This window comes from Nitrospira sp., assembly GCA_024760525.1.
In the GTDB taxonomy this organism is placed as follows: Bacteria; Nitrospirota; Nitrospiria; order Nitrospirales; family Nitrospiraceae; genus Nitrospira_D.
This window is the reverse complement of the sequence record CP060499.1, coordinates 2710841-2737231: the sequence shown is the minus strand read 5'-3', so window position 1 is coordinate 2737231 and position 26391 is coordinate 2710841. Positions and strand designations below refer to the sequence as shown.

The following is a 26391-nucleotide window of genomic DNA, read 5'->3' as shown; positions in this document are numbered from 1 at the left end:
AGGTTATATCGGCCACAAGCGGGCCCGCAAGTCCGCGAGCCGTGTCTCACTCAAACTATAGCTGATGGCATCGGCTTCGTGCAGGTCTTGCACGGTGTGTGTATTGGTCACCGCCAAGACCTTCATTCCCGCCGATTTTGCGGCCCGGATGCCGGGACGGGAATCTTCTATGACTAAGCACGAGGCGGATGCCATCGGTGCGGACGAATGATGCCGGTTCAATCCGGCCAGCGCATGCAGGAACGGTTCAGGGTCCGGCTTGCCGTTCGTCACATCCTCGGCGCTTGTAATATGACAAAATGCTTTGCGGATGCCGATTCGTTCCAGCACCAGCTCGATCTCGGCGCGCAACGCCCCCGAGGCGATCGCTATGGGATACGCGGCCGCAGCCTCCTCGACGAACTCTCTCACGCCCGGGAAAATCACCAGATGGTCTTTGATCGAGGCTAAATAAGCGACAGCCTTCTTGGCCATCAGATCTTCCACAAGCGGGGCCGAGATTTGGCGGTGATTGACCCGTAGCGCCTCCCGAATACATCCGCGATCGTCGAAGCCGAGGTAGTCGGCGTAATAGTCTTTCTCCGTCAAGACGATCTGGATATCCGCAAGCGTCCGGCGCAGCCCTTCGAAGTGGAGGGGCTCGGTGTCGGCGATGACACCGTCGAAATCAAAGATCACCGCGCGCATGGGTTCCTGAGAATTGAGATGGACCACCTGTTTGATGGAGGCGTGGACGGGCGGCATTATAGCACAGAGGATGGAGATGCGATCACCACCCTCTGTGCATGACGTGTGTGGTACGGACGATCAGGGTTTCAATTTGAGCTGGTGCTCGGCCAACCACCCCTTGGTGCCGAAGTCACTGCGAACGGAGTACACCCATCCGTCACCCTGCAGATCCCCGTCAAGAATTGTGAGCACGGTTCTCGGCGGAATGGCCGGTCCGGGCCTTGTCCCCTCTGCGTCCTGATGAAGAACGACTTTCTCACCGGGAGCGCTGGGATTCGGCAGGACGAATACTCGCTGCCCTTCGCTGAACAGGGGAGCCGGTGAAGCGTTGACGGGAGCGGCAGGCGCCGGCGTAGGAGACGGCGTTACCGGTGCGGGAGCGGAAGCCGTCGGCATAGGTGGAGCAGAAGGCGGCATGGGAACGGGAGCCGGTGCCGGTATTGCTGATTGTGGTGCCTCGACTGGTGCCATGGCAGGAGGCGGAGTGACGGCTTTAGGCTGAGCGGCTGGAGCAACGGGCGCCGGTTTTCGAGCGACAGGCGGTTGCGGTTGAGGCTCCGGTGATTCGCCGAGGAGCGGACTGATGTAGTCCATGATCATCTCCGGCTCCATTGCGACGTAGGCGCCGCCGCCGATCAGCACCAACAAGAGTACCCATAGAAGGGGACGCCCACCCGATTGCTTGGGTGGTTTCATAGGCGATGACGATCGAATCGTGGTTGTCTGCTCCAATTCCTCTTCAGTGAACTCCAAATCGGGCTCAGGCTGACGAGCAAAGAATAGGTTCCAAGTCAGAGGACTGCCGGCCAATGATGGGCCTCCAGCAATAGCGAACATCGAGCACCTCCCTCTAGCGGACAGCATCGTACAATCTGAAAAAGTACTTATCACCAAGCGTATAGGCTGTCAATTTTGTGCGAATATTCAGCAGCGCCAATCCAGGTGCGGATTCAGACTCAGCAGGATTGCACGTGCGAACAAGAGAGTACCTGATGCTCTCGACTGCCGGATCGATACACGGTCACTCCTTTGCACCCAAGCTCATGGGCCAGCAGGAACGCGGCGGCCACCTCTTTCGTTGTTGCCGTGGGAGGCAGGTTGATCGTCTTCGACACGCCGCTGTCGCTGTGCCGTTGAAAAACCGCTTGCATCCGAACATGGTGATCGGGGGCGATATCGTGGGCCGTCACAAACAGCCGACGAAGGTCGGTTGGAATCCGGGAGAGGTGCTGAATGGATTCGTGACGACCGATCTCCTGACGCAATTCAGCGAGAGGTAGTCTTCTAGATTTGGCCTGCTTGAGGAATTCGGGATGGAGACGTTCAAGGCGAATATCTTCCATGATGGTGTGAACGACGTTGATGCCGTACAGCGGCTCGATTCCGGCGGAGCAATCGGCCAGAATGCTGATGGTGCCGGTGGGGGCGATCGTCGTGACGGTGGCGTTGCGCAGTCGAGACTCCTTGGATGCGAGCCGGCTACCTTTGTACGCTGGGAACGTTCCCCGTTCCTGCGCGAGTCGGCGAGATGCTTCGTGTGCATGGAATCGGATAAATCCCATCAACTGATCGGCGACTTGCAAGGCTTCGTCGGTGTCGTACGGAATACCGAGCCGAATCAAGACATCGGCGAAGCCCATGATGCCGAGACCGATCTTTCTGGTCCGTTTGGTATGACGTTCAATCGAGGTGAGAGGGAAGAGAGTTCGATCGAGCACGTTATCGAGAAACCGAACTGTCAGCGGAATGATGGCTGCCAGCCGCTCATAGTCAATGGCGACTCTATCGCGCTGTGCCGTGAGGAGGCGGGCGACGTTGATCGAGCCGAGCGTACAGGATTCATAGGCAAGCAGCGGTTGTTCACCGCAGGGGTTGGTGGCTTCGATTTGACCGAGATGAGGCGTGGGATTTGCCCGGTTGATGGTGTCGAGAAACAGAACGCCTGGTTCGCCGGATCGCCAGGCCGCCTCTGTGAGTTGGTCGAAGACCGCCCGGGCGGGGAGACGCCGAACCGGTTTCGCAGTGCGTGGGTTGATCAAGGCATAAGACTGGCCTCGGTGTACCGCTCGCATGAATCGATCCGTGAGACCGACCGAGAGGTTGAAGTTCGTCATTTCACTCGGTTGCTGCTTCAACGTGATGAAGTCCAGGATATCGGGGTGGTCGACCCTCAGGATCCCCATGTTGGCGCCCCGCCTCGTGCCTCCTTGTTTGATGACATCGGTGGACATGTTAAACACGCGCATGAAGGAGATAGGGCCTGATGCGAGTCCGCTGGTGGTCGCGACCCGGTCGGCGTGAGGGCGGATATGGCTGAAGGAAAATCCGGTTCCTCCACCAGACTGATGGATGAGCGCCTGATGCTTGACGGTATCGAAGATGGATTCCAGCGAATCGTCCACAGGTAAGACAAAGCAGGCGGAGAGCTGTTGAAGCGGCCGTCCGGCGTTCATCAAGGTGGGTGAATTCGGAAGGAATAGGAGTGAGGCCATCACATCATAAAATTGGCGAGCGAGCAAGCGACGTCGTGCTCGCGGTTCGACAGAGGCGATGTCGTCGGCCACACGACGGAACATGTGAAGGGGTGATTCAATCACGATCCCTTTTTCGTTCTTCGCCAAGTAACGTTGGCGCAAGACGGTTAGTGCGTTGGCCGAAAGGTGCGGTGGTTGTCGAGGAGTGATCATAGAGTTGATCAATATTATATCCTCTTCTTTTGCGGCAAGGCATGCGGTGGGAGAGGAATCGCCGGTGCCTCTTGCATGTCCGGTGAGGCGGCAGGCACAATGCCTCGATCCCCGACCATGAAATCCTACCGCGAAGAACTGTGGTTTGAGACGAAGACCAGACGGGCCTACCTCAATATCACGCCACATATCGAGGGATTGGTGAGGAAGAGCGGGATACGGGAGGGACTGGTTCTGGTCAATGCCATGCATATCACGGCGAGTGTGTACATCAACGACGATGAGCCGGGTCTGTTGCAGGACTACGACGAGTTTTTGGAACGGCTGGCTCCTCAGGAAGCTCGCTACCGGCATAACGACACAGGGGAAGACAACGGGGATGCCCATGTGAAGCGGCAAGTGATGGGTCGGGAGGTCGTGGTCGCGATCACCGAGGGCAAACTCGACTTCGGTCCATGGGAACAGATTTTTTACGGCGAGTTCGACGGCCGTCGGCGCAAGCGGGTTCTCGTGAAAATCATCGGGGAGTAGGAGAGTCGACGGCCATGCGCCACTGCATCGTGGATAATCGTTTTGACGCTTGCGCGGGCCAGAAAAGTTTGGCAACATGCATTTTGAGTCGTCGAGTCATCACGCATGGCTCATATCGTAGGGAGCGGAAATGCTAGCGTGGTCTCGCCCTGATCCACTCACACGCGATCTCATTCATCTCATCAATGCCCGTCGCCACGATCACGGCGACACCGATGATGCGATCGACACTCTGCAGGCGTTTCTTGAACAGGGGCGGGAGCACGATCTCTTGACCGTCCTTGCGGCGCTCGACGAGGAAATGGCGGAATGGCTGTTCGACCTCGTGGCCGAAGCGAGTTGCACGTTGCTTCTGGATGGGCCGAACGATGAAAAGCCGACCTATGCCACGATCGCGGCGCTCGAACTTCCCCTGCAGGCGAATTTGACCGCTCCTCTGAAACTCAAAATCGACCCGATCGCCACAGCCGACTTGCTGCACCGTTATTTGCAGCTGCCTACTGGAACGGTCGTTCGTGTCGAGTCGCGACTCTTGACCGATGCGACACTCGAGATGTTGAATCTTCAAATGTTCCATGATCACTTGGTGACGGTTGCGGATTCACGGCGCGCGCAATCGGTGGCGGCGCGGCTGCTTCCTCCCGTTGAAAACACCGCGTTTCTTTTGTTCGAACTGATCGGAGCCCCGGACCCTGGTTTACCTGATTCCTGGGAGGACAGTCAGCGCCGTGAAATTCTGGAGGGACTGGTGAAGCAATGTCCGGAGTTGGCTTGCGCGCCGGACACGATCGAGGTGCCTGTTTACGCGGCATACGCCATGTTCGATGCGCAGAACGCGGTACGTCTGCATCACCTGGCCGATGAGACCGCCGCCGTGTGGAGAGAACTGGACCCGCTTGTACGGTCACGCACCATCGTGCATCTGCATACGCAATGTGGAAACGGGGTCTACATGCCGGTGTGGACCGACCTGTTCGATCCCGAGCTTCCGGAAGAACACGGCCCGGTGTGGACGTCCCCGGATGTCTGGGTCTTTACGGCCGATCTGCCCATTGAATGGCCGGGCGAGATGTTGACTAACAGACTCCTTGCGGAAGGCTGTACCAGGTTCGAAAATCACATCGTCGAAACCCCCGAAAACTAGTTCTGCCGCTCTAATCAACACTGTTCAGCTCATTCCTCGATCGTGGTTGTGTCGGCCGAAGGAGAGGCCTTGCGCAAAACCTCTCTTTCGGTGATTTTCCGACAGCTTTACTTTATCCTCTCCTCGATGAAGACCACCGGCACTAAAGATCAGTCCGGAAAGGCCACCGCGAGTCTCGTCACTGTGGTTGGATTGATCCTCGTCTGGACGATCGTATGGGCGAATTTGCCCTCGAAGGAGGAGCTCTTGTCGGCGCAACCGGCGCCATCTCGAGTCGAAGCGGCGCGTGCGCCGGAACTCGATTTGACGATCCCCGGCCTACCTGCTCAACCGAGCGAAAGTGCGGCGGGAAGCGAAGGGTCAGGGTCCGGGTCCGGGACGACTCTCGGCGGATTGTCCGTTCCACTCGACGGACGTGCCAGGCAAATCGCGGAAGTGAAGTGTGAGGCCGAGGTCCAGCAGTACTGTCCCGATTCCCTTTCTGGAGAAGACCGGCGACGGTGCGTGATGCAACGCCTCAAACGATTAGATGCTCCCTGTCAACAGATCGTGCGGCAGAAGCTGGTGCGCTGGAAAGAAGCCGATGGCTATAAGCTGGCGTGCGCCGAAGATGTGAAGCGGGTCTGCCGAGACGTACAGCCCGGTGATGGCCGTATCTTGCAATGTCTGCAGGAGCACGAACAGGATCTCTCAGAGGGCTGCTACCAAAGTCTGCCGAAAGGGCGGCTCAACCTGCGGAATTAAGTTCCCTCCGCATCTCTCCGGGCCATCCAGGAAGACACCCACCATCAACCTTTGTTAGGCGGCAAGCCCTTCGACACAGGAGCGGAGTTCCGTCGCGAACTCACCGGCGCGACGATAGCGTTGGACAGGATCCTTGTGGAGCGCTCGATCCAGGACTGTTTTGACGATGGCAGGGACGTCGGGTCTGATTGCAGCCAAACTGGGATGGGGATTGTGCGCGATCGCGAACAGCAGGGCCGAAACGTTGTCGGCGATGAACGGTGGGCGACCGGTCAGGAGTTCGAACATGACGACGGCGAGGGAGAAAATATCGGATCGACCATCCACCTTTTTGCCGGCGATCTGTTCAGGAGACATGTAGGTGGGAGTTCCCATCACGATGTTCGTCTGAGTTTTTGACGAGGTCGCCATCTTGGCGATGCCGAAGTCCATGACTTTGACTACCGCATCGTTGGTCACCATGATGTTGGCCGGTTTGATATCGCGATGGACGACTCCTTGCTGGTGGGCATAGTCCATCGCTTCGGCGACGAAGGCCAGGGTGGAGAGAACTTTTTCGAAGGGCAGGAGATTGGGCTTTCGCGACCATTCTTTGAGCGTGGTGCCCTGAAGCAATTCCATGGCGATGTAACCGAGATCGTCTTCTTCACCCGCGTCGAAAATCGTGACGATGTTCGGGTGGGACAATCGCCCGGTGGATTCGGCCTCTCGAAAGAACCGCGCTTTCGACTCTTGCAATGTGTCGGCGTCGTTGATCGCGTCGAGCTGCATCGTCTTGATGGCGACGAACCGCTGGATCGTCGGGTCTTTCCCGAGATAGACCACACCCATCGCGCCACGTCCCAATTCCTTCAACACCTTGTACCGACCCAGTGTACTGGGTGGGCTATTCTTTGCGGCGGTCGAGCCGGTTGTGGCCTCTGTCTCCTCTACTTCTTCATGGTCCGGATGGATTTCGTCGGTCTCGTCGGCCGACGGCGTGGCCTCTTTGCGACGAGCGGAAAGCACAGGCTTGGAAAAAAATCGGTGCAGTGCGTCAAGATTCAAAAGCCACGCCGCGGTGATCCAAAGGCCCGTCAGCGTCAGCGCAGCGGTATACGCGAGGGTATAGCGTGCAGGGCCGAGATGGTCGATCAAAGAAAGTCCGACCACGCGAAGGGTTCTATCCGTCGCAATCACGATGAACAGAGTCGTGACGGGAAGGACCAGTTGCCGAAGGAACGAGGAGCCTCGCCCGTTATCGGGCATCTGCCGAAATGCGCGGATTGAGAGAATGCAGAGGACGGTCAGTCCGGTTTCTTCCACGACGAGGCGAATCATTTGGGAGCCGTTCAGGCCGAACAGCGTGAGCGGAAGCGATTGCGCCGCCGGTAGTTTGCTCAAGAGGGGACCGGCAAACAGCGCCACGAGCGCAACCAGAAGATATTGAAAGGCCCAACTTGAAGCGTTGATCATGAGCAACAAGATCTGAGAACTAGCAAAGTCTAGCGGATACCGAAGCAGAGTCAATGGATTGGAGGAAATATGCGCAGGGATATCTTAGAGTTGTGCGGCGGCTTCCTTCATCTTGGGAAGCAACGAGGTGGGAATGTGCAGTGCACCTTTGCCGATGCCGACCTCGATATCGGGCTTCGTGAGGCCGTGAAAGTCGCTGCCGCCGGTGACCAACAGACCGAGTTGTTTCGCAAGGCTAAGGTACTCGCGTGTTTGCCGCGCGGCATGCGTACTATAATACACTTCCACGCCATCGAGTCCGTCGGCTTTGAGCTGTCGAACCAGATCGGCCAGCGACCGACCCGCAGGCTTGACCCACGTCGGATGGGCCAGGACGACGAGTCCTCGCGCGGCTTTAATCCATTGAATGGCTTCGGCGGGACTCGGGAGGTCGCGAGGAACGTAGGCGGGTTTTCCTTCGGCCAGAAAGCGATCGAAGGCCTCTTTCGCTGATGCGACCACTCCCTTGTCCATGAGGACCCGGGCAATGTGTGGTCTGCCGACTGAATCACTGCCGGCAACGGCGCGGACTTCATCGTACGTCATCTCGATCCCGAGGGCCTGCAACCGTTCAATGATTTTCGGATTGCGGCGGTGGCGACTGTCTCTCATGCTCTTGAATCGCTGATTCAAGTCGGCGTCCTGCCAATCAAGGAAGTATCCAAGAATATGCAACTCGGAGTTGGCGATAATCGAGCTGATCTCGACTCCAGGGATCACCTCGATTCCACACTGCTGTCCGGCCGCGATGGCTTCGGCGACCCCTGTTGTAATGTCATGATCGGTGATCGCCAACGCGCTCACCCCCGCTTTGTGCGCCAGGTCGATCACTTCGGCGGGTGTGCAGCTTCCGTCAGAGTGGGTCGTATGGAGATGAAGGTCCAAGCGGCTCATGGTGAGGACCTCGCAAGAAAGGGTTTCAGCCCCACGAGCTGCGCGGTGTACACCGCTTCCGAGCCGTGATGTCCTTCGTGCAGCCCTTCATCATAATGAAGCACGCGGAGGCTCGCTGTGAGGTCCAAGAGTTCACCCTGGTTGAGGCAAAACTCTTGGCGCCTTGGATGTCGATACTGGAGGTGGTTGTCGATGGTAAAGGTTTCGTAGAACAACATGCCGCCGGGCTTGAGCGCCTCGATCAGGTGGGGGAAGAGCGGTCGGTTCAGATAAAAGAATACGAGAATAGCGTCGTACGTTTCATGTCCAAGATTCGGCTTGTGCGGGGGAGGTTGCTCCAGGTCGAGCGCGCGTGTCGTAACCCCGGTGAGGTTCCGTGCTCGTGCGCTGGACGAAAGTTGCGCGATGGCGTCCTCATCGCGATCGATGGTGTCGACCTGATAGCCCAACGACGCGAGAAAGAGCGCGTGGCGTCCGTTTCCGGCTGCGACGTCGAGGACCTTCCCTTTCGGAAGGCGGTGGAGCTGTTGGATAAGAAACCGTGCCGGCGGTGGGTCAGCTCGAAGAAGTTGTTGCGCGAGCCTGGTGCGTTCCACAGTGATCCCCACGGATCTGGCGACGTGGGGGATCGGTGGATGAAGCTTTCGCAGCCACAGCTTGATGCGATCAACGGGAAATTCGTCGAAGAGGGCCGACAAGAATCGTTCAGCCATTGCCTCCAGCAGCCGAGAATCATGACCGACTCCAAGTTCAATCACGCGCTGAGCCACTTTCGCGTAGTCGATCGTGTGCAACAGGTCGTCGGACTGCCCCGCATCCTCTAGCTGACAACTCAACTCCAGATCGACCGCGAGCGGCTGAGTCCGAGCCCGCTCTTCCGGCGTCACGCCACAGCGGCCGCGGAACTCCAACTGCTCGATGACGATCTGCCCGCCCATGCCGGCATTGTCGAGGATCGTCTTTCAGCCTGTCAAGCAAGAGAGGCACAAGAACGGCGCAAGGGAACCAGGAGAGGAGAGAGTCCCGCTACGTACGACGACTAGATGAAGTAGCGGCTGGTGTCGAACTTGTACTCGGTGTTGTCGACCAACCGGATAATACTGTGCCCATAGTCGCCGGTATCATTTTTTTCCGTCAAGTCCAACTCCGGTCCGTCGTCGATGGGATTGCCCTGGGCGTCGGTGATGATTTTGACGATGGGGCGTTCACTGTCGGCTTTGTCGGCGGCAGGTTTAAGCACGACGGCGAATTCGTCTGAATCGAGGACGACCAGGCTTCCGATGGGGATGATGCCGACACAGTTCACGAAGAGTTTCAGAAGTATTGGGTCAAAGGATTGGCCGCTTTTGCTGAACATGAATTTCAAGACCTTCGACGGCGACATAGGTTCGCGCCGGTAGACTCGTGATGAGGTCATGGCATCATAACAATCCGCTATCGTGACGATACGGCTCGGCAAGCTCTGCTTCCACGGCACAGCGAGTTTGGGGTATCCGGAGAGGTCATAGTTCATGTGATGCTCAAATGAAGCTGAGGCCATTCGGGCTGGGACATTCCCGATATTCCGCAGCTCGATGAGGGTCAGGACTCCCTCTACGGGATGGCTTCGCATGATTTCCCACTCGTCCGTGGTGAACTCGCCGGGCTTATTCAGGATATCCAATGAGATTGCGCATTTCCCCACGTCGTGAAAGAGGGCTCCCAATCCCAGATCGGCAAGGTCGACCTTCGAGTAGCCGGCACGATTACCGAGCGCCATGGAGAGCAGCGCGACGTTGACGGAGTGATTATGAGTGTATTGATCGTGGCAGCGGAGTGTTGTGAGACCGAGCAAGACGGGCTCATCGTGCATCATCAGGTCGATGATGTTCTGAATGGCACGTTTGGCGTGCTTGAAACTCAGGGTCTTGCCGTCGCGGGCGGACTGTGTCAGGTTGCCGACGGCGTCGGTTGCCTTCCCATACGCGGCTTTCGACTGTGATTTGTGCTTGAGCTTTGCATTCCCATCTCCGGCAGGATCATCTCTGAACGTGAGTTGACGAGGATCGTTGATTTCAATGCCGGTGACGGCCAGGTTCTTCAATTCCTGTCGGAAGTCATCGATCGACTTGGTGGCCGGGTCAAGACTGACGAACAGATGGGCGAACTCTCGAAGGTCTTTGGAGGAAACGGACGAAGAAAAGGTCAAGCCGCCGATGCCCCACTTTCTCAGGGCGTCAATCACGCTTGAGACCACCAGCATTTGCTGCGAGGTCACTTTCAGATGGTGCTCTCCCAAGAAGAGGAAATCATCCTGGACCCATAAACCGACCGGTTGGTCATGAGCGAGCGTTTCGATGAGCGTCAACATCGTCTCGACGGGCTTGTCGAGCGCGGCATTGGCGCGGCCATGAATCCTCGACGTCTTGATCAAGGTGTTCAGCTGCGTGATCAGCTGGAATCCGAGCATCGCCAGCTGTTGGTCGAGGATATCGCCGGCTTCCGAACCCTGGCCGATTTTTTGTGACAGAGATTTTTCGTGGGTCAGGATCGGCTGGGTTCTGTCCTCGCTTGGCAGGTTCTGGGGCATCTTGGACTTGAGCTCATTCACGGGGCCATACTCCTATTGCGGTGAACCGGTGGAAGGATTCCCCCGTTGTTGCCGCTGAGCGTGCAACAACGCTGTGGCGCAGGCCTGACGAACCACGGCGCTTCCCTTCTTGGCGCCGAGTGTGAGGGACGCGATGGCTGCGGGTGTGGCGAGTTTCCCGAGTGTTTCGGCGCCCATGACCGCCAATTCTTCTTTTTTTCTCCGATTCGTCCATGCCCATTCGGTCATCAAGCCTTCCCAATAGGGAATCGCCTCGTCACCACACGTCGCGCGGATAGCTTGGAAAATCGCCCGACGCTCACTCGGAGGGAGATCCAGGAACTCCTCACCGGACACAAGGGAGGTCCAGTGGTCGAATGACACCTTGTATTGTCCCGACATCAGCAGTTTCACCGCGGCGATCCGCACAGTTTCATCCGCGTCTCCCATGCAGGAAATGAGCTTCAAGCCGTTGCCGTTCGGCCGAAAGACGCCGATCGCCCGCACGACTTCCCGGCGGACCCGTGCGTCGGGATGCCGTATCAGTTTCTCAATGGCATCGATGAACTTTGGGTTATTCCACTTGAGGAGGATCGACAGTAGGTTTCGAACATATGTCGGCCGGCGGTCCGAAAGACTCCTCAGCAGCGCTTCGGGCTGATCTTTCGCCAACACCAGGAGCGCCTCCGATACGATGGTTTGATGTATGGGCGACTCCAGATTTGCCAGCAGGTTGCATAGAGCGGGTACGGCGTCGTGCTTCATCAATAGCAAAATCGTCGACAGTCCCTCGGTGGCGGCGTTGGGTGTCCCATTGAGGTAGCCTTCGATCGCTTTGATTCGCTCCGCCCGGCCGAGTCCATTGAAGACGGAGGCTAATTGTTGCTTTTGTTCTTCAGCGAGGTCAGGACGCACGGCGTCCGATTCATGTAGCAGGCCCAACACCTTCTCCAACACCGTCCATTTGCCTTCGCGCAGGAGGGTCTCGACGATATTTCCCCACAGGCCAAAAAGTTTCGTGAGTAACGCCGGTGACTTCTCGGACGCAAGGATTGCCGTCAGCGTATCCAAGATGTACGTGAGACTATCTTGTCTATTCTCTGCTTCGATCTCATTTCTCAGCGTCGCGAGTTCTTCTTCCGTGACTTCATAGCCCGCCAGCCCTGATTGAAATCGGCTTTTGGAGTTTCCCGTCCCTCCGCTGTTGGAATCGGTTTCCCCTCCGGACCGCTTTTTTCTGGCTAATTCCCGGTCCAGCAATTCTCGGAGCGTCGAATCCGAGGAACTCATGTTTCCATCAAGACGGAGGAATCCGTCGTTGCTTGCAGATGCCTTTGAGAGTTCCTCTGCGGTCGCGATCGTAATGGTCGAAAGATTTCGAGACCAGAGCCGGGTGACGATATCGTCGTCATCCTCGTTGGAGTCGAGCCCGCTCCACAAGGACGCGAGGAAGAAGGACAGATCTTCCTCCGTCAGGCCTTGATACAGAACCAATTCCCGAATGCCGTCGGCGTACAGTTTGAAGGCGATGCTCTCACTTCCACTATCCTTCTCTGCCTGATAGACGACACAGTCCTTGCACAGCAGTTCGGAACGTTGAATGAGAAAAGCCAGTTTGGAATAGGTAGAGAGGTGAGTGGTCAATTCGGCAAACAGTTGCTGAGAGAATTTCTGCGCCACGGGGTTCGTCGAGCCATAGGTCCGATTGGATTTGGCCGTTTTGTCCAACAGTTTCAAGGCGCGTTTGATGGAGGCGATTTCCGGATCTTCCGCTGCTCGTGCAGCTACTGCGGCAGCCATCATCTCTTGTGCGGTCTTCAGATCCGTGGTCATACGTAAGAATTACCGGCAGTTCCGATATTCGTCAAGAAAATCGCTATTCCTCACGGCCATTCCTCGGAGAAGAATCATCTGCGCCGGCGCCTTGTGTGTTGCAAGAGGCATCAGTAGAATCGATCTCGGATCGAGCGCGACGCGAAAATCTTATCCACTGAAGTCTACTATCACGCATGATGCGATCTACGCTGGTGATCTGTTTCGGCGACAGTTTGACGGCTGGGTTTCAATCCCCCACCAGGGAGAATCCGACCGGGCGGGAGACCCCGTACGGCGAGTTTCTGCAATCGTTGTTGGATGGCGGCGCACGCGTTCGCACCAGTGGAATCTGCGGTGAATTGACGGGCGAAATGGTCATGCGGTTCCGGCGGGATGTCCTCGATCATCACCCCGGCTACGTTCCCATTCTTGGAGGAACGAACGACCTTGGATGGAACGCGGTTCCACCCCACATCATGCGCAATTTGGTCAAGATGTATGAACAGGTGCTCGCAATGGGAGGTGTGCCCATTCCGGTGACAGTTCCTTCGATTCGCGTGGAAGATGCTTCGGAGAGTCAGGCCTGGCACGAGTGGGTGGCCGAACATCTCACCCATCGCCGTCACCTCAACACGCTCATCCGGGAATATGCCGACTCCAAAGGCATCGCCATGGTCGACCTGTTCACGCTTACCGCTGATCCGAAGAGCGGGCAGTTGGCTTCGGTCTATTCGAACGACGGCATTCATCTGACCACGGCCGGATACCGGTTATTTGCGGAGCACCTGGCTCACCTTCTGAAACCTTTGCTGGCACAAGCCGGATCGTCGTGAACGGTTCACTGCAAGCCATCACCGACCGAGAGTTCGATCAAGCCGTTGAGGCGAGTTCAGTCCCCGTGTTGGTGGAATTTTGGAAGCCAGGCTGCGGCCATTGCCGTGCTCTTATGAAGGAGCTCGAACGGTTGCAAGACGATATGGGATCGAAACTCGTCATCCTCACGATGAATGTGGAGGAGAACTTTCAAATCCCTGCCGAATTGGAAATCTCGTCGCTCCCCGCGCTGGCGGTATATGACAAAGGCGAATTCGTACGATTTATCGGAGGGCTGGGAAAGAAGGATCAGATCGCAAGACACGTCTGGTTAGCGGTCGGCAGGTGACGATCGTGGCGAAGCAGTTCTACAGCTCCCGCCAGGCGCGGCCGTCGTTTTGAATCAACCGGTCTGCTTCCACCGGCCCCCACGTTCCGGCTTGATATTCGGGGAGCCAGCGCTGTCCCGACTTTTCCCAGGCTTCGAGAATCTGAGTGATCCACGCCCAGGACGCTTCCACGGCATCGCGCCGCATAAAGCGGGACGCATCCCCCGCCATGACGTCGAGTAAGAGGCGCTCGTAGGCCTCGGGGGACGGACGGCCGAATACTTCTCCATATTTGAAGTCCATTTCCACCGGATGGGTCTGAGCGCGGGTACCGGGTACTCGGGAGACGATGCGGAGCGTGAGCCCTTCTTCCGGTTGAATTTTCAAAGCCAAGACATTCGGAGCTTGGGGAGTCTGTCCACCGGCATTGAAGAGGATCTGCGGGATTTCTTTGAATTGGACGGCAACTTCGCTGGCACGCTGTGGTAAGGCCTTTCCGGTTCGCAAGTAGAAGGGCACACCGGACCACCGCCAGTTCTCGACGAAACATTTCACCGCCACGTAGGTTTCGGTGGTGGAGTTCGGGTTGACGCCCTTCTCACGCCGATAGCCGGGGACTGGTGTCCCATGCGCCATGCCCTCGGTGTATTGGGCCCGCACCGTGAACTTTTCCACGTCTTTCGCCGTGATCGGCCTCAAGCAGCGGAGGACTTCCATTTTGGCGTTTCGCACCACATCCGGGTCCAAGGAGTAGGGCGGCTCCATGGCCACCAGGCAAAGCAGCTGAAGCAAATGATTCTGGATCATGTCCCGGAGAGCGCCCGCCTCCTCATAGTACGTCGCTCTAGTTCCGACACCTTCGGCCTCGCTCACGGTAATCTGAACGTGATCGACGTATTTATGGTTCCAGATCGGCTCGAAAATGCTGTTGGCGAAACGCACCACCATGAGATTCTGAACCGTCTCTTTGCCCAAATAATGATCGATCCGGAAAATCTGCGATTCGGCGAAGACGCGGCCTGTGACCTCGTTGATGGCCTGTGCCGACACCAGGTCGCGCCCGACCGGTTTTTCGACGATGATGCGCGTATAGGGTGAACGAGCCCCGGGGGATCCCGCTAGACCGGAACGGGACAAGCCTTCGCAGACGGATGTAAAGGAACTGGGGGGGATGCTGAGATAGTAAATCCGATTCCCGGGCAGTTGAAACTTCCGCTCGAGTTCTTCTACGCGCTCCTTCAGTCTCACATAGGTCTGATCTTCGTCGTTTCCCCCTGCCAGGTAAAACAGATGCTGAGCAAAGGCATTCCACGTGTCGTCGATCAAGGCCTGCCGGGAATGTTTGACGACGCCATCACGGACGCTGGCTCGGAACTCGTCATCGCTCATCGAAGTACGGCCCAGGCCGAGCACCACGTAGTTGGACGGGAGCAACCCGTCGAGGAGGAGGTTATAGACCGCGGGAATCAGGCGCCGACGAGCGAGGTCGCCGGAGCCACCGAAAATGACCAAGGTACATGGTTCGACCGGCGGCAGCGGTTCCTGGGAAGGGCTGATATCAATCCGTTGACTGTTCGTCGGTGCCATCAAGGCCTCCTCAATGCTGCCGGGAGTTATCGTCGGACGGCATGACCACCGAAGGCGTTGCGAAGGGCGGCCAGCATCTTTTCGGTAAACGATTCTTCTTGCCGTGAACGGAACCGGGTAAAGAGGGCGGTCGTCAAGGTCGGAACCGGCACGTCTTTCTCGATGGCATCGACGATCATCCACCGTCCTTCACCCGAGTCTTGGACATATCCTTTCAGGCGTTCCAGTTTGGGATCCTGTTTCAGCGCGCCCGCAGCCAACTCCAAGAGCCAGGATCGGACCACACTTCCATGCATCCACAAGTCGGCTATGTTTGCCAGGTCCAGCTTGTACTCGCTCTTCGACATCAGCTCAAACCCTTCCGCATACCCTTGCATCATACTGTACTCGATCCCGTTGTGGACCATCTTCACATAGTGCCCGGCTCCAACCCCTCCGACATGCGCCCACCCGTTCTCCGGGGCGAGGGTTTTGAAGACCGGGGCAAGCCGCTGGACGGGTGCCGCTTCGCCACCCACCATGAGGCAGTAGCCGACGGTGAGCCCCCAGATACCTCCGCTCGTTCCGGCGTCCACGTAGTGGATGCCTCGCTTCTTCAACTCGGCGGCACGCCGCACGTCGTCATGAAACCGTGTATTGCCGCCGTCGATGATGGTGTCATCGGGCTTTAGCAACGCGGCCACCGCCTCCACGGTTTCTTCGGTTGGGGATCCGGACGGAACCATGATCCAGACGGCGCGGGGGGCACTCAGTTTACTCACAAGATCAGCCAGAGACGTCGAGCTGATACACCCGTGACTTTCCGCCTGTTTGATCAGTTCACTGGATCGATCATAGACGACCACACGGTGCTGATCGCGCCGGAGGCGCGTGACCATGTTCATCCCCATCTTGCCTAATCCGATAAATCCCAGTTCCATAAGCGCTCCTTGGTATGAATGTCGGGTACAGAGGGTGCGGCGGCCGTCGATCTCTTCACGGGCACGCGTGGCTCTTCTCACGTCGCATGGGAACAAGGTCCTCGCGTAGAGGCTCCCGGTTCAGCGCATCCCCGCGGTCAGTCGATGCGGGCAGGATTCGGGACATCCTTAAAGAGGAGATCGGCAAATTGCCGTCCAAAGTTGAGCCTGTCGGCGAGGGTGGTGGCCGTCAGGAATTGTCCCGCCAGGTGCTCGAGCGCCGGTTCACGCGAAAACATGAATCGATGAACATCCACCGGGGCGACCAGCCAAAACCCTCGTAACCGGAAAAACGCCGAGACGCAATCTTCGTAGAACAGCGTCAATAGATAGTGGGCCGTTCCCGGCTTTTCTAGGAGATCCTGCGCTTTCCCCAACAGATGGAAGCATTCGGCCTTGAGACGAATCTGTTCGTTGATGGAAGCCGGCGGCGGGCCTTGGCGGAATCGCTGGTGAACTTTTTCGATCAGCTGCGCACAGACGCCCTCATAATCGTAAAGAATTCGGCCTTTTCGAAGCAACGAGGGAAGGCGCAGGGAATAGGCGAGGTCGTCTTCAATGGCTTGGTATCCACGATAGCGAATATCCGCCAGGTGCTCGCCCACGCGGAGAATCTCGTGGCTGTCGGCCTCTCCCTTGACCAGAGCGATCAGATCGATATCGCTATGCGGAGTGAGCGCTCTCCGTGCGCCCGACCCGACGAGTATGACGCCGACCAGATCGCCGCCCCTTCGGCCCTTCACATGTCGCAAGGCAATTTCGACATTGTCTTCAAACCCGGGAGGGGAAGGTGATTCCGGCTGTTCCGGCGGTTCCGGAATTTCGACCAACTCGGCATTCAGTTCGTCTCGCGTGGGGGTGCTTGTCGTGGTGTTTGAATCCATAATCTTCTTTCAACAGTAAACGACGGTGTCTCTCCGGCATTCTATGGGCCATGAAATAGAGTGTCAACGTTCAACGTGTGAGGATTTTCGAAAAAACGGCGGCGGCTTCGTCGATCTGCTTCTCTGTGACGTTGAGATGAGTGACGGCCCGGTAGGATTTCCCTCCAGTCGCGTTGATCAGTACCCCCTGCTCCTTCAGAGCAGCGACTAACTCGACGGGAGAGCGCGGCTCGTCGATGATATCGAAAATGACGATATTGGTCTCCACGTGCTGCGGTGCAATCTGGATCGAGGGAATCTGCTGAAGCAGACGAGCCAGTTTTTTTGCATTGTCGTGGTCGGTCTTAAGGCGGGCGACGTGCCGCTCCAAGGCATAGATGCCGGCGGCCGCCAGAATGCCTGCTTGCCGCATGGCCCCTCCATACATGCGCCGAAAGCGTCGGGCGCGATCGATGATTCGCTGGTCGTTTGAGATCAACAGCGATCCAACGGGAGCTCCCAGCCCCTTCGAGAGACAGATCGAGACGGTTTCAAAGTGCTGTGCGTACACCGTGGGGGGCAGCGTCGTCGCGGCCACGGCATTGAACAGCCTGGCTCCGTCGAGATGCATGGGAATTCCATGCCTGACGGCAATGGCGCGGATTCTTTCGATCGTGGACAAGGAATAAATCGTCCCGCCTCCGGCATTGTGTGTATTTTCGAGGCAGATCAACGCCGTCATGATGCTGTGCGGATCGTTTGGCCTGATCGCGGCTTCCACCTGCTCGGCGGTCATGATTCCCCGCTCACCGACCACCCAATGGAGCTGCACGCCTGCCAGCGCCCCGGCCGCCCCCTGCTCGTAACGGACGATATGACTCTTGCTTTCGACGATAATCTCCTGCCCCGGCTGGGTCTGTGACCGAATCGCCAGTTGATTGGCCATGGTTCCGGAGGGGACAAAGAGCGCGACGCGCTTGCCGAGCAGGTTGGCCGCCATGTCTTGAAGGCGATTGACGGTCGGATCTTCACCATACACGTCGTCGCCGACTTCGGCGCGCGCCATGGCCTTCCGCATCTCGTCCGTCGGTTTCGTGACGGTGTCGCTACGAAGATCAATCATGTGGTGTGTCTCCCGAGAATTCCACACGGCCCGCCGCATTCTAACAGATATGCCACTTGCAGGCGAAAGCACACCTGCTACACTGGGCACGCATGGGCGAACCGAGTCAGACGAGTCTTGTTCGATGGGCGGAGTCTCTTGGTGCCAAACGGGAAGAATTGGTTCCGTTGGCCTGGGCCTTTGCATATTTTTTCTGTTTGCTTTGCGGGTATTCCATTCTCCGTCCCGTTCGCGACGAAATGGCCATTGAAGGAGGACTGAAGAATCTCCCGTGGATGATGTCCGGGACCTTTGTGGCCATGCTTGCCGCCACGCCGCTCTTCGGGTGGCTCTCGGCCCGATACACGCGCGATCGGCTTCTGTTGACCGTCTACGCATTCTTCATCACGAATCTGGTTGCGTTTTATGCGTTGATGACGAGTCATGTGTCTCCGGAGTGGGTAGCCCGTGGGTTTTTTATCTGGCTGTCGGTGTTCAATCTGTTCGTCGTGTCCGTGTTCTGGAGTTTCATGGACGACATCTTTACGCCTGAGCAGGGAGCGCGGCTGTTCGGGGTCATTGCCGCGGGAGGGAGCAGTGGGGCGATAGTCGGCCCGCTGCTGACAACAGGCCTCACGTCTGTTTTCCCGGTTCCGGTCTTGATGTTGGCCTCGACGGCGTTTCTGTTGTTGTGTCTGGGATGCATATTCCGGCTCGACCAGTGGAGTCGGCAACGGTCGAAACACCATCAACCGCACCCGGGCGATCCTCTCAGGGGAAGCTTCCTGGCGGGAATCCGTCTGACATTCTCCTCGCCCTATTTACTTGGGATCTGCGGCTACCTGGCCCTGCTGACCATGACCGCAACCTTCTTGTACTTTGAACAGACTCGTTTGGTGGCGGAATATCTCGATCAGCCGGAGGCTCGCACGCGTCTCTTTTCCAGTCTGGATCTTGTCACCAATCTGTTGACCTGGCTGACCCAGTTATTCATTACCAAGGGGGTAATCAGCCGGTTTGGGCTGGGAGCGGGTCTGCTCTTTCTCCCGGCGGTCAGTGTGATGGGGTTTATAGGGATCGCCCTGTGGCCGACGCTGGTGGTCTATGTCGTCTTTTCGGTTCTGCGCAGGGTGGGGGAATATGCGTTGTCCAAACCGTCGCGAGAAGTGCTGTTTACTATCGTCAGTCGTGAAGAAAAGTACAAGGCGAAGAACTTTATCGACACAGCCGTCTCACGCGGAGGAGATGCGTCCACCGCCTGGCTGGTCACCGGCGTGAAGACACTCGGAGCCACCACCGCCCATATCGCCTGGGCGATGGTGCCATTGATGCTGGCCTGGGCATGGCTCGCGGCTATGCTCGCTCGTCAGCACAAGCGCCGGACGTCGTCCACCGCCTCATCGACGATTGCGGATTCTCATTCCACAGGATGAGCGTTGCTTCGACCGGACCTGTCTAGTCGCGAATGGTGACGGACCCGATCATATAGGAGCTTGCACGGCCCGCCCGTGCTCCCCGCACTCGAACTTCCGACACATCGCGAGTCCATTCACGGAGATTCCAGGTGCTTCCCGCGTTCAACTCCGGCCAGAACCACCAAGTTCCGTCGCGCTTCCGAAACCAGAGTTGGATCGGGGTGTCCGGCAGGACGCGAATAGACTCCATATCAAAATAAGTGGATGCATGACTCTCGCCGTTGCTGACCCAGACCCGAACCCACTGGTTCTGGTCGTGAGAGGAGAGCACTCTGGGCGTCTTGGCCCAATCGACGTCGGTGCATTTCCAATCCACAAGTTTGCCGAAGCCACGGCCGAGACCGTCTCCCGGGTCCGGAAGGGTGTAACACTCGATTCCTCTTGCCATGCTCAAATGAAAATGATTTTGGCCCAGGCTGTCGATGTTGATGTCATGTTTTTGACAACGCTGACGGTAGGTCCAGCAGTCGCTGTGCTTGGAAGGATCACACATTTGCAGTGGTCCTGACGGCGATCGGGCTGTTTTGAACGCGAGCGTCGATCGAGCCTGGGCAAGGATTTGTGAGAGCGCAGCCTCGTCGTCGAAATTGACCACACATTGTTGCGGACTACTCCCGTTTGGACGGACTTGAACCACTTTGGGAGTTTGGCTCTCCCGTTCCCGTTCGGTTTCCTGTTCAGGGGTCGCTCGTGTCGGGGGATTCAGAGGATTCATGGGCTTGAGAGGAGTGCACGCTCCCAGCGACAGCGCCACGCACATCCAGAGAGCCATGCTGAAACCACGTACGTGCACCTGTGCTAGAAACCGCATCACCCCTCCTTTTTTTGCGCAAACACGAGTCGGCTCACCGATTTTCTATTTTCCATCTCGAGCAGCGAATTGTAACCGCCTGAATCGCAACCCGCTGACCGTTGTTTACTCGTCGAAAAAATGCGTGCTATAGTCCCACGCCCTACGCCCCTAGTATTGTCTCAGGGTGATGGGCTGATTGCAATGAATCCTTGGAAGGCCTATCTCGCGAAAAGCGGCCCCTATGGCGATTGAAGTTCCGGTAAAGCTCTACCTCGATAGGGCATTGAAAGATTGCAGAGCGGTCTCGATAAGACTGGCTCTGCTTCCGGGTCCGGTGAAGTCAAGGGCGCTCCATGCCATGGCCGACCGTATTGCCGGCGACGAGTCAGCCATTCTGGCGGTGAATGCGAAAGAGGTCGATGCCGTCGGGAAGTCCTTTGATGGCGCCGAAGCCAAAAATCGGATGAAGGCTGCCGTGGCCCGCGTGCGTCTGACGACCGACCATCTGAAGGAAATTGTCGAGCGGCTGCATGTCATCGCCGACCTGCCGGATCCTGTCGGCGCTGTGACAGCACGACACGAGCGTCCTGATGGATTGCAGGTATCCAAGGTCAGGGTTCCCATCGGGGTGGTCGGCATGATTTCCGAACGGAGTCCGCTCGTGACGGTGGAGTCGATCGCGCTCTGTCTCAAATCAGGCAACCTCTGTATCTTTCGCGGAGCTCCGGAATGGAGCTTGACGCATCAAGCGATCGATGTGCGGTTACGGGAGGCGGCGACAGAAAACGGCGTACCCCAAGGGGCGTGGGTGCTCATTGACCGCCAAGAGAAGGAGGTGGCGATCGAGCTGATGCGTGCGGGCAAAAGCCTCGACGCGATGATCGTGCGCGGTGGAGCAGGGTTGCGGAAAGCAGTTGCGGAGCAAGCGAAGGTCCCGATCTTGTGTGATGACGGAGGGCTCACCCAATTTTTTGTCGATGAAGACACCGACATCCCGGTTGCCCAGAATTTGGTGATCAACTCCAAAGTGCAACAACCGGGAGCCTCCAATGCCTTGGATACCTTGTTGGTGCAACAGGTCATCGGACGGCAATTCTTACCTCCGTTGATCAACCGTCTGCTTGATCAATTCAAGGTGGAAGTGCGTGCGTGCCCCAAGACGGTCGCCCTCATGGGACAGATGGCCATGACGGGCCATACGTCGATCGTTCCTGCGACGGATGCGGATTGGCATACTCAGTTTGCCGGTCCGGTGTTGGCTATCAAGATGGTCGAGGATATCGATGAGGCGCTGGCACATATCGCGGCGCACGGTGCATGTCAGACCGCGGGGATCGCCACCAACTGCTATGAATCCGCGCTGCGATTCACGCGGGAAGTCGATGCGAGCGCGGTGCTCGTGAATGCCTCGACGCGGCTGCACGCAGGCGATAGTTTCGGTCTGGGATGCGACGTCGGTCTGAGTGTGGGCAAGCTGCATGCAAAGGGACCGATCGGCTTGGAACAATTGACCTGTGAGAAGTATGTCGCGTTTGGGGCGGGGCAGCTCCGATTACCGCACCCGGTGCCCGACACGTACTTCGATGCCATCATGCTGAAACGTCCCTAGGCGCTCGCTGAAAACGCTCGCCAGCTTCGTGCTCAGTCGTTCGAACCACTCAACGTACCCTCAACGGGAGAGAGCTGCTCTGACAGTTCGGGGCGGGCGGGTGAAGAAGGTTACGCCTCGTGGTTCTCACTCCTAGCGGCCTTGCCGGCAACCGTTTTGAGCAAGCGCGGTAATATGGCCTCTGATTTCCTGCAGCGATCGCTTAGGGAGCATCTTGCCTGGTGGGGGCTCAGGCACTTCACGTCGGACCGCGAGTACTTCGCGTGGCAGAGACGGCACCTCTCATCGGAAAATCTCAAGCTGCTGGCCTTACGCGTCGAACAGAAACGAAAAGGCGATCGCGATGACGAAGTTGCATTTTACAACCTCGCTGCGCATCCGACGATCTTTCCGGTTCTCTACAGCCAACGCTATGAGTACTATGAAGCGATCGGGCGACGGACGATTGCATCGCTCGGGCACGCGAAGAATATTCTCGATTTCGGTTGTGGTCTAGGCGTTCTGGCCACCTTCTATGCCCGGCATTTTCGTGATCGAAGCTTTGTCGGGATCGACCGTTCAGCAGCGTCTCTCACGGTTGCACGACAAAAGGCTCATGAACTCGGTCTGGACAACCTTCGTTTCGAGTGTGTCGATGCGGATGCCGAACCTCTGCCAGGGGCCTATGACCTCATCCTCACGGCTCACGCGTTGTTACAGGCCGAGCACGACCCCGGTCTTCCGAGCCAAAGTTGGCGAACGTTCGAGCGGGCACGCAATGCGTTACAGCAGGCGTCGTTTGAACGGCGGACAGGGTTGGGTGCTCGGCTCGATCGGCTCTGCGAGGTTCTCCGCCCAAACGGCCGGATAATCGCGAGCGAGAAAACTCGACAATTGGCCAGGCGAGTGCCCTTTCAGCGCGCCTTGGCCCACAGAGGATTACAGCTGGTTGAGACTCCCACTCCAATCCAATACCGATCGATCGAAGAGGCGGTGGAAGATGGTCCATGCTATCTGATCCAGAAGGGGGGCCAGGCCGCTGCAGCTTGGGATGAGCGGCCGGAGCAGGATAGCGGTCAAGTATTCGCTCAGGACGCTGTGCCCGTCGCCACCGATCCCCGCGCGCCGCTGTACGAAAACCATTGGCCATCGGCCCAGGCTGCATGGGAGCAGTTGGACAATCGGGAAGTCGCTAGAGAGATGACGCACGAAGGTCCGGAGGGTCGACAACTGCATGTCGAGCGCGGCGCTTCTCGGGGGCTCGAATACTTGTACTGCGCCAATACGTTTGACCAACGGCAATTGGTGATCGTTGAGGGGGTCCACTCGGCGATGGTGGATGCCTATTACCAGGAAATTCTCGACGGCATGTCAAAGGAAGGAGGCTCTGAATAGGTGCCTCCTACACTCCAATAACTACATATGGGTAAGGTACGTATTGCCCGATATTTTTCTTGCATTCGTCTGTTGCTCTCGCTACCCTTGCGCCATCCTTAAAAGAATTCAGTAAGTACGCACCTCGTGTTCGTGCATGATCGTTTCCGGCATGAGTCGGAAGGAGGAATCACGATGAGATCGGCGCACATCTTTATTACCTCACTCAGTCTGTTGCTGTGTGTCGGTTGCGCCACTCCGCCCGAAGTCAAGCAAGCCTTGATCGCCAAAGACCAGGCCTATGCCGAGAGTGAACGACTGATGCAGGAGTACCGCGAGTTGGTCAGCAACGTGACCGAGCGGCATCAGCAATGGTATCGCTACGTTCAAACTCGGCTCAAGCTCAACTTGGCGCTGCAATGGGCCACCACCAACCCCAAACTGACCGATGTGGCCGACCCCGAGTTGGCCAAAGATGATGCCGACCTGCTGGGGGCGGAGATCATCGCGCTGGTCAACGAGATTCGGCTGAAAAATCTTCCAGAGCGCAAGGGACCCGCCGGGCAGGTTATTTTTCAGGCAGGTATGGGAGACATGAACAATCTCCTGCAAAAGCTTCCTGAACTGATCGGTCGGATCGAGCAGCGTGTCGCGAAAGATTCGCAGACGTCGTCCGCGGTGGATCTGACGGCCTTCGATCAGTACCGGACCAACGTCGAAGCGGTTCGACGGGTCAATGCCATCATCAAGCAATACCTGGATATCGACGTCACCTTGTCACGCAACGATGTGCAGTCGCTCGCGGAAGCGGTGCGGACGCTTCGCCGATGATGTCCATCCTGTGAGCGGGAGGAGACCAGCATGATCCTACGAAGAACCATGGTTTGGAGTCTCGGACTCGTTCTGATGAGCGCATTAGGATGCCACTCGATTCATAGCGATGCCGTACGCGATCTTATTCAGAAGGAAGGGATTAAAATCGATGCCGCTCAGACGAACATCGATGTATTCCAGAAAGAAACGGAAGTACGCATCAAGCTTCTGGAGCAGGCGCGCAGCTCTTTGCGCGAGAGCTTCAAGGCCTTGCAGGCGCATGAGGCCAAACATCAATTCGTTCTCGCCCCGTACCGTAACGCCGCCGGGAAGAAGGGGGAGTCAGCATATGCAGCAGCCTATCTCGTCGGGCAAATGTATCTCTCCGACTATCAAGGTTTGGAAAAGGCCGTCTGGGATCAGTTTGAGGAAGATTTCTGCGGCTTGCGCGATGCGGCGAATGCGTTGAACGACTCATGGAAACGTACGGCGGCGCTCCATGCCCAGCTGAAGCGCTATGCCGACAAATCGGGCCTGGCGTCGGTCGACCCGGAGTTTGTGTCGGCCTTGATTGAACAAGCTCCGGGACAGTCGGATCGGATCATGGAAATTGTGAACCATTCGCGGACCGTCAATGACGCGCTGGAGGAAGTCGTGGGTTCGCGCATCGTTAGGATGAGGGCCTTGCAACGCGCGCATACCTTCACGTCCGACTTGGTCGACCTTCTGGATAAGCTGAAGAAAGACGACGGGCAATAGAGGAGGCACCATGGAGACCAGCATCGCGGGGGTCGTCGGTTTTCTCGAAGACAACGATAGCCTGATCAAGCAGTTGATGGAAACGGCTGAAAGCGCGAATCAGGAAATCAGCGATTTATCCGTCCAGGTGGATCATGCCCGTGAAGAGGCCAAGGCGCTGGTCGATCAGCTGGGTGTTGTGGAATTCGCTGTGGGAAAACAGGATGAAACCAAGGTCCGCCAGAAGGCGCTCCTGGAAGCCGTCGCGGCGCTACGGAAAAAATTCGAGACCTACAAGAACGACCCCCTTCGGCGCGGGATCTACGCGGCGGAGATATCCAATCTCTACCTGCAGTTGGCCAACACCTTCAACAATGAGACGATTGCCCAAATCGTTCCGTTCAGCAAGGACGAGATCAAGACGTACAAAGAGCTCATGAAGGAGGCCATCCTCGACGCCGCTTCACGAAAGAAACGGGCAGCCGTCATCAAGGCCGCTGCGCAAATGTCCAAGCTTGCCTTGGGAATCGCCGGTAAGCTTGCGGTGTGAGCCATGAGATACCGGCTGATTAGACGGACATGCTTACTCTGGATCGTTATCGCGGTCGGTTGCGGCTGCAGTCTCGATGCCGGTTCTCGTGGTCCGTTCGGACCTGAAGACCCTGAAACTGCGGTGCAGAAAGTCAAACTTCCCGGAAAAGCTCCTGCGCCCCACCCTCTCCAATTCACCGGAGAAGATATTGTCGGTCACCACAAACCCAAGATGGTCGGTGCCGCCCTGGATGCGGCCGTGAAGCGGTCGACGAATGCTTCGGTGGTTTTGACCGCCGCCGAGGTGGCCGCGTTGCGGAAAGCGGCCGAGAGCGATTCTCGTGTGATGGCGTTGCTGGGGAGTCGCTGGGCATTCGTCGAGGCTGACCGGGTGCCGCCGGAAGGCAAGGTTTCTCATGGGTGTTGCCGGCATACGACGAGCCTTACACGGCTTGTCTATTACAGCTATGGACAAAACGTCGCCGTGGACGTTCGCATGAAAGACATGAATGTGCTCAGTGCGGCTCGTCTTGAAGGATATCAGCCGCCGGAAGGCCAGCAAGATGTGCAGCGAGGGATCGAACTCGCCAAAGCGGACCCACGTCTGGCCGGCAAGGTCGAACAGCTCCAAGGCCACGGATTACTCATGCAACCGGATCGAGGAATCTTCAGGAATGACCCTGGATATGCCCACCGCACGATTTGGATCACGTTTTCCCAAGGACAGGACGGAGATCCGAAATATTGGGCGGTGGTCGATTTGACGGAGGATAGGGTTTTGGATGCCGGAGAGGAACCGCCTCGTTCATAAGAGGAAAT

Annotated in this window: 25 protein-coding genes; 12 read left to right on the top strand and 13 right to left on the bottom strand. The window is 57.4% G+C overall.

Annotation, left to right across the window (positions count from 1 at the left end):
* Positions 1-3: 3 nt before the first annotated feature.
* The 3 genes from H8K04_12835 to H8K04_12825 all read right to left on the bottom strand — a co-directional run bounded on the left by H8K04_12835 (position 4) and on the right by H8K04_12825 (position 3416).
* Positions 4-687 carry an HAD family phosphatase gene (locus H8K04_12835; GenBank protein ID UVT14723.1) on the bottom strand — a complete coding sequence of 228 codons (684 nt, stop codon included), beginning with the start codon at positions 685-687 and terminating at the stop codon, positions 4-6.
* A 120-nt stretch (positions 688-807) separates the two neighbouring features.
* The gene (locus H8K04_12830; protein ID UVT14722.1) at positions 808-1566 is read right to left on the bottom strand and encodes a hypothetical protein; all 759 of its coding nucleotides are present in this window, start codon (positions 1564-1566) and stop codon (positions 808-810) included.
* 119 nt (positions 1567-1685) lie between these two features.
* Positions 1686-3416 (bottom strand): adenosylcobalamin-dependent ribonucleoside-diphosphate reductase, encoded by a 1731-nt coding sequence (locus tag H8K04_12825; GenBank protein UVT14721.1) that lies wholly within the window; start codon positions 3414-3416, stop codon positions 1686-1688.
* A gap of 117 nt (positions 3417-3533) precedes the next feature.
* Here H8K04_12825 and H8K04_12820 point away from each other — a divergent pair, with 117 nt between their 5' ends.
* From H8K04_12820 to H8K04_12810, 3 genes are all read left to right on the top strand, one after another.
* Positions 3534-3947, top strand: coding sequence for a YjbQ family protein (locus H8K04_12820; protein ID UVT17972.1), 414 nt, complete (start codon positions 3534-3536; stop codon positions 3945-3947).
* 130 nt (positions 3948-4077) lie between these two features.
* On the top strand, positions 4078-5091 hold the full coding sequence (locus tag H8K04_12815; GenBank protein ID UVT14720.1) for a hypothetical protein: 1014 nt from the start codon (positions 4078-4080) through the stop codon (positions 5089-5091).
* Positions 5092-5160: 69 nt separating this feature from the next.
* Positions 5161-5835, top strand: a complete 675-nt coding sequence (locus H8K04_12810) for a hypothetical protein (GenBank protein ID UVT14719.1) — start codon at positions 5161-5163, stop codon at positions 5833-5835.
* 54 nt (positions 5836-5889) lie between these two features.
* On the opposite strand, the gene H8K04_12805 is transcribed toward H8K04_12810, so the two are convergent.
* The 5 genes from H8K04_12805 to H8K04_12785 form a co-directional block, all read right to left on the bottom strand.
* Entirely contained in the window at positions 5890-7290 is a 1401-nt protein-coding gene (locus H8K04_12805) for a serine/threonine protein kinase (GenBank protein UVT14718.1), read from the bottom strand.
* 84 nt (positions 7291-7374) lie between these two features.
* Entirely contained in the window at positions 7375-8223 is an 849-nt protein-coding gene (locus tag H8K04_12800; GenBank protein UVT14717.1) for a PHP domain-containing protein, read from the bottom strand.
* Positions 8220-9161, bottom strand: coding sequence for a dihydroneopterin aldolase (folB, locus tag H8K04_12795; protein ID UVT14716.1), 942 nt, complete (start codon positions 9159-9161; stop codon positions 8220-8222). Before folB ends, H8K04_12800 begins: the two co-directional genes overlap by 4 nt.
* 101 nt (positions 9162-9262) lie before the next feature.
* The gene (locus tag H8K04_12790; protein UVT14715.1) at positions 9263-10813 is read right to left on the bottom strand and encodes an HD domain-containing protein; all 1551 of its coding nucleotides are present in this window, start codon (positions 10811-10813) and stop codon (positions 9263-9265) included.
* Between the two features lie 12 nt (positions 10814-10825).
* Entirely contained in the window at positions 10826-12625 is a 1800-nt protein-coding gene (locus H8K04_12785; GenBank protein UVT14714.1) for a HEAT repeat domain-containing protein, read from the bottom strand.
* A gap of 176 nt (positions 12626-12801) precedes the next feature.
* Between H8K04_12785 and H8K04_12780 the strand changes: the two genes are divergently transcribed.
* Positions 12802-13440: a hypothetical protein gene (locus tag H8K04_12780; GenBank protein ID UVT14713.1), complete on the top strand. Its 639-nt coding sequence runs from the start codon at positions 12802-12804 to the stop codon at positions 13438-13440.
* Positions 13437-13769 carry a thiol reductase thioredoxin gene (locus H8K04_12775; protein UVT14712.1) on the top strand — a complete coding sequence of 111 codons (333 nt, stop codon included), beginning with the start codon at positions 13437-13439 and terminating at the stop codon, positions 13767-13769. The genes H8K04_12780 and H8K04_12775 overlap by 4 nt, the downstream gene beginning before the upstream one ends.
* Before the next feature lie 19 nt (positions 13770-13788).
* Here H8K04_12775 and zwf read toward each other — a convergent pair whose 3' ends face one another.
* The 4 genes from zwf to ltaE form a co-directional block, all read right to left on the bottom strand.
* The gene (gene zwf / locus H8K04_12770; GenBank protein ID UVT14711.1) at positions 13789-15336 is read right to left on the bottom strand and encodes a glucose-6-phosphate dehydrogenase; all 1548 of its coding nucleotides are present in this window, start codon (positions 15334-15336) and stop codon (positions 13789-13791) included.
* Between the two features lie 26 nt (positions 15337-15362).
* A complete protein-coding gene (gnd, locus tag H8K04_12765) occupies positions 15363-16256 on the bottom strand; it encodes a decarboxylating 6-phosphogluconate dehydrogenase (protein UVT14710.1) in 894 nt (297 codons plus the stop codon).
* 137 nt (positions 16257-16393) lie between these two features.
* Positions 16394-17179 (bottom strand): nucleotidyltransferase domain-containing protein, encoded by a 786-nt coding sequence (locus tag H8K04_12760; protein UVT14709.1) that lies wholly within the window; start codon positions 17177-17179, stop codon positions 16394-16396.
* Between the two features lie 70 nt (positions 17180-17249).
* Positions 17250-18281 carry a low-specificity L-threonine aldolase gene (gene ltaE, locus H8K04_12755; protein ID UVT14708.1) on the bottom strand — a complete coding sequence of 344 codons (1032 nt, stop codon included), beginning with the start codon at positions 18279-18281 and terminating at the stop codon, positions 17250-17252.
* 92 nt (positions 18282-18373) lie between these two features.
* Between ltaE and H8K04_12750 the strand changes: the two genes are divergently transcribed.
* Positions 18374-19693, top strand: coding sequence for an MFS transporter (locus H8K04_12750; GenBank protein UVT14707.1), 1320 nt, complete (start codon positions 18374-18376; stop codon positions 19691-19693).
* A 22-nt stretch (positions 19694-19715) separates the two neighbouring features.
* On the opposite strand, the gene H8K04_12745 is transcribed toward H8K04_12750, so the two are convergent.
* Positions 19716-20546 carry a hypothetical protein gene (locus tag H8K04_12745; GenBank protein UVT14706.1) on the bottom strand — a complete coding sequence of 277 codons (831 nt, stop codon included), beginning with the start codon at positions 20544-20546 and terminating at the stop codon, positions 19716-19718.
* 223 nt (positions 20547-20769) lie between these two features.
* Between H8K04_12745 and H8K04_12740 the strand changes: the two genes are divergently transcribed.
* From H8K04_12740 to H8K04_12715, 6 genes are all read left to right on the top strand, one after another.
* The gene (locus H8K04_12740; GenBank protein UVT14705.1) at positions 20770-22137 is read left to right on the top strand and encodes a glutamate-5-semialdehyde dehydrogenase; all 1368 of its coding nucleotides are present in this window, start codon (positions 20770-20772) and stop codon (positions 22135-22137) included.
* A gap of 174 nt (positions 22138-22311) precedes the next feature.
* On the top strand, positions 22312-23511 hold the full coding sequence (locus H8K04_12735; protein UVT14704.1) for a methyltransferase domain-containing protein: 1200 nt from the start codon (positions 22312-22314) through the stop codon (positions 23509-23511).
* Positions 23512-23685: 174 nt separating this feature from the next.
* Complete coding sequence (locus H8K04_12730; protein UVT14703.1) at positions 23686-24321, top strand: hypothetical protein; 636 nt, start codon at positions 23686-23688, stop codon at positions 24319-24321.
* Between the two features lie 30 nt (positions 24322-24351).
* Positions 24352-25062: a hypothetical protein gene (locus tag H8K04_12725; protein UVT14702.1), complete on the top strand. Its 711-nt coding sequence runs from the start codon at positions 24352-24354 to the stop codon at positions 25060-25062.
* A 10-nt stretch (positions 25063-25072) separates the two neighbouring features.
* Positions 25073-25591 (top strand): hypothetical protein, encoded by a 519-nt coding sequence (locus H8K04_12720; GenBank protein UVT14701.1) that lies wholly within the window; start codon positions 25073-25075, stop codon positions 25589-25591.
* A 3-nt stretch (positions 25592-25594) separates the two neighbouring features.
* Positions 25595-26383, top strand: coding sequence for a hypothetical protein (locus H8K04_12715; protein UVT14700.1), 789 nt, complete (start codon positions 25595-25597; stop codon positions 26381-26383).
* The last annotated feature ends 8 nt before the right edge of the window (positions 26384-26391 follow it).

Excerpts from the sequence above, each read along its gene's own strand:
- H8K04_12720 (UVT14701.1), top strand. The coding sequence starts at position 25,073 with ATGGAGACCAGCATCGCGGGGGTCGTCGGTTTTCTCGAAGACAACGAT.
- H8K04_12750 (UVT14707.1), top strand. The coding sequence starts at position 18,374 with ATGGGCGAACCGAGTCAGACGAGTCTTGTTCGATGGGCGGAGTCTCTT.
- H8K04_12730 (UVT14703.1), top strand. The coding sequence starts at position 23,686 with ATGAGATCGGCGCACATCTTTATTACCTCACTCAGTCTGTTGCTGTGT.
- H8K04_12735 (UVT14704.1), top strand. The coding sequence starts at position 22,312 with ATGGCCTCTGATTTCCTGCAGCGATCGCTTAGGGAGCATCTTGCCTGG.
- H8K04_12825 (UVT14721.1), bottom strand. The coding sequence starts at position 3,416 with ATGATCACTCCTCGACAACCACCGCACCTTTCGGCCAACGCACTAACC.
- H8K04_12815 (UVT14720.1), top strand. The coding sequence starts at position 4,078 with ATGCTAGCGTGGTCTCGCCCTGATCCACTCACACGCGATCTCATTCAT.
- H8K04_12760 (UVT14709.1), bottom strand. The coding sequence starts at position 17,179 with ATGGATTCAAACACCACGACAAGCACCCCCACGCGAGACGAACTGAAT.
- H8K04_12715 (UVT14700.1), top strand. The coding sequence starts at position 25,595 with ATGAGATACCGGCTGATTAGACGGACATGCTTACTCTGGATCGTTATC.
- gnd (UVT14710.1), bottom strand. The coding sequence starts at position 16,256 with ATGGAACTGGGATTTATCGGATTAGGCAAGATGGGGATGAACATGGTC.
- ltaE (UVT14708.1), bottom strand. The coding sequence starts at position 18,281 with ATGATTGATCTTCGTAGCGACACCGTCACGAAACCGACGGACGAGATG.
- H8K04_12780 (UVT14713.1), top strand. The coding sequence starts at position 12,802 with ATGATGCGATCTACGCTGGTGATCTGTTTCGGCGACAGTTTGACGGCT.
- H8K04_12725 (UVT14702.1), top strand. The coding sequence starts at position 24,352 with ATGATCCTACGAAGAACCATGGTTTGGAGTCTCGGACTCGTTCTGATG.
- H8K04_12830 (UVT14722.1), bottom strand. The coding sequence starts at position 1,566 with ATGTTCGCTATTGCTGGAGGCCCATCATTGGCCGGCAGTCCTCTGACT.
- H8K04_12745 (UVT14706.1), bottom strand. The coding sequence starts at position 20,546 with ATGCGGTTTCTAGCACAGGTGCACGTACGTGGTTTCAGCATGGCTCTC.
- H8K04_12740 (UVT14705.1), top strand. The coding sequence starts at position 20,770 with ATGGCGATTGAAGTTCCGGTAAAGCTCTACCTCGATAGGGCATTGAAA.
- H8K04_12785 (UVT14714.1), bottom strand. The coding sequence starts at position 12,625 with ATGACCACGGATCTGAAGACCGCACAAGAGATGATGGCTGCCGCAGTA.
- H8K04_12835 (UVT14723.1), bottom strand. The coding sequence starts at position 687 with ATGCGCGCGGTGATCTTTGATTTCGACGGTGTCATCGCCGACACCGAG.
- H8K04_12800 (UVT14717.1), bottom strand. The coding sequence starts at position 8,223 with ATGAGCCGCTTGGACCTTCATCTCCATACGACCCACTCTGACGGAAGC.
- folB (UVT14716.1), bottom strand. The coding sequence starts at position 9,161 with ATGGGCGGGCAGATCGTCATCGAGCAGTTGGAGTTCCGCGGCCGCTGT.
- zwf (UVT14711.1), bottom strand. The coding sequence starts at position 15,336 with ATGGCACCGACGAACAGTCAACGGATTGATATCAGCCCTTCCCAGGAA.
- H8K04_12805 (UVT14718.1), bottom strand. The coding sequence starts at position 7,290 with ATGATCAACGCTTCAAGTTGGGCCTTTCAATATCTTCTGGTTGCGCTC.
- H8K04_12820 (UVT17972.1), top strand. The coding sequence starts at position 3,534 with ATGAAATCCTACCGCGAAGAACTGTGGTTTGAGACGAAGACCAGACGG.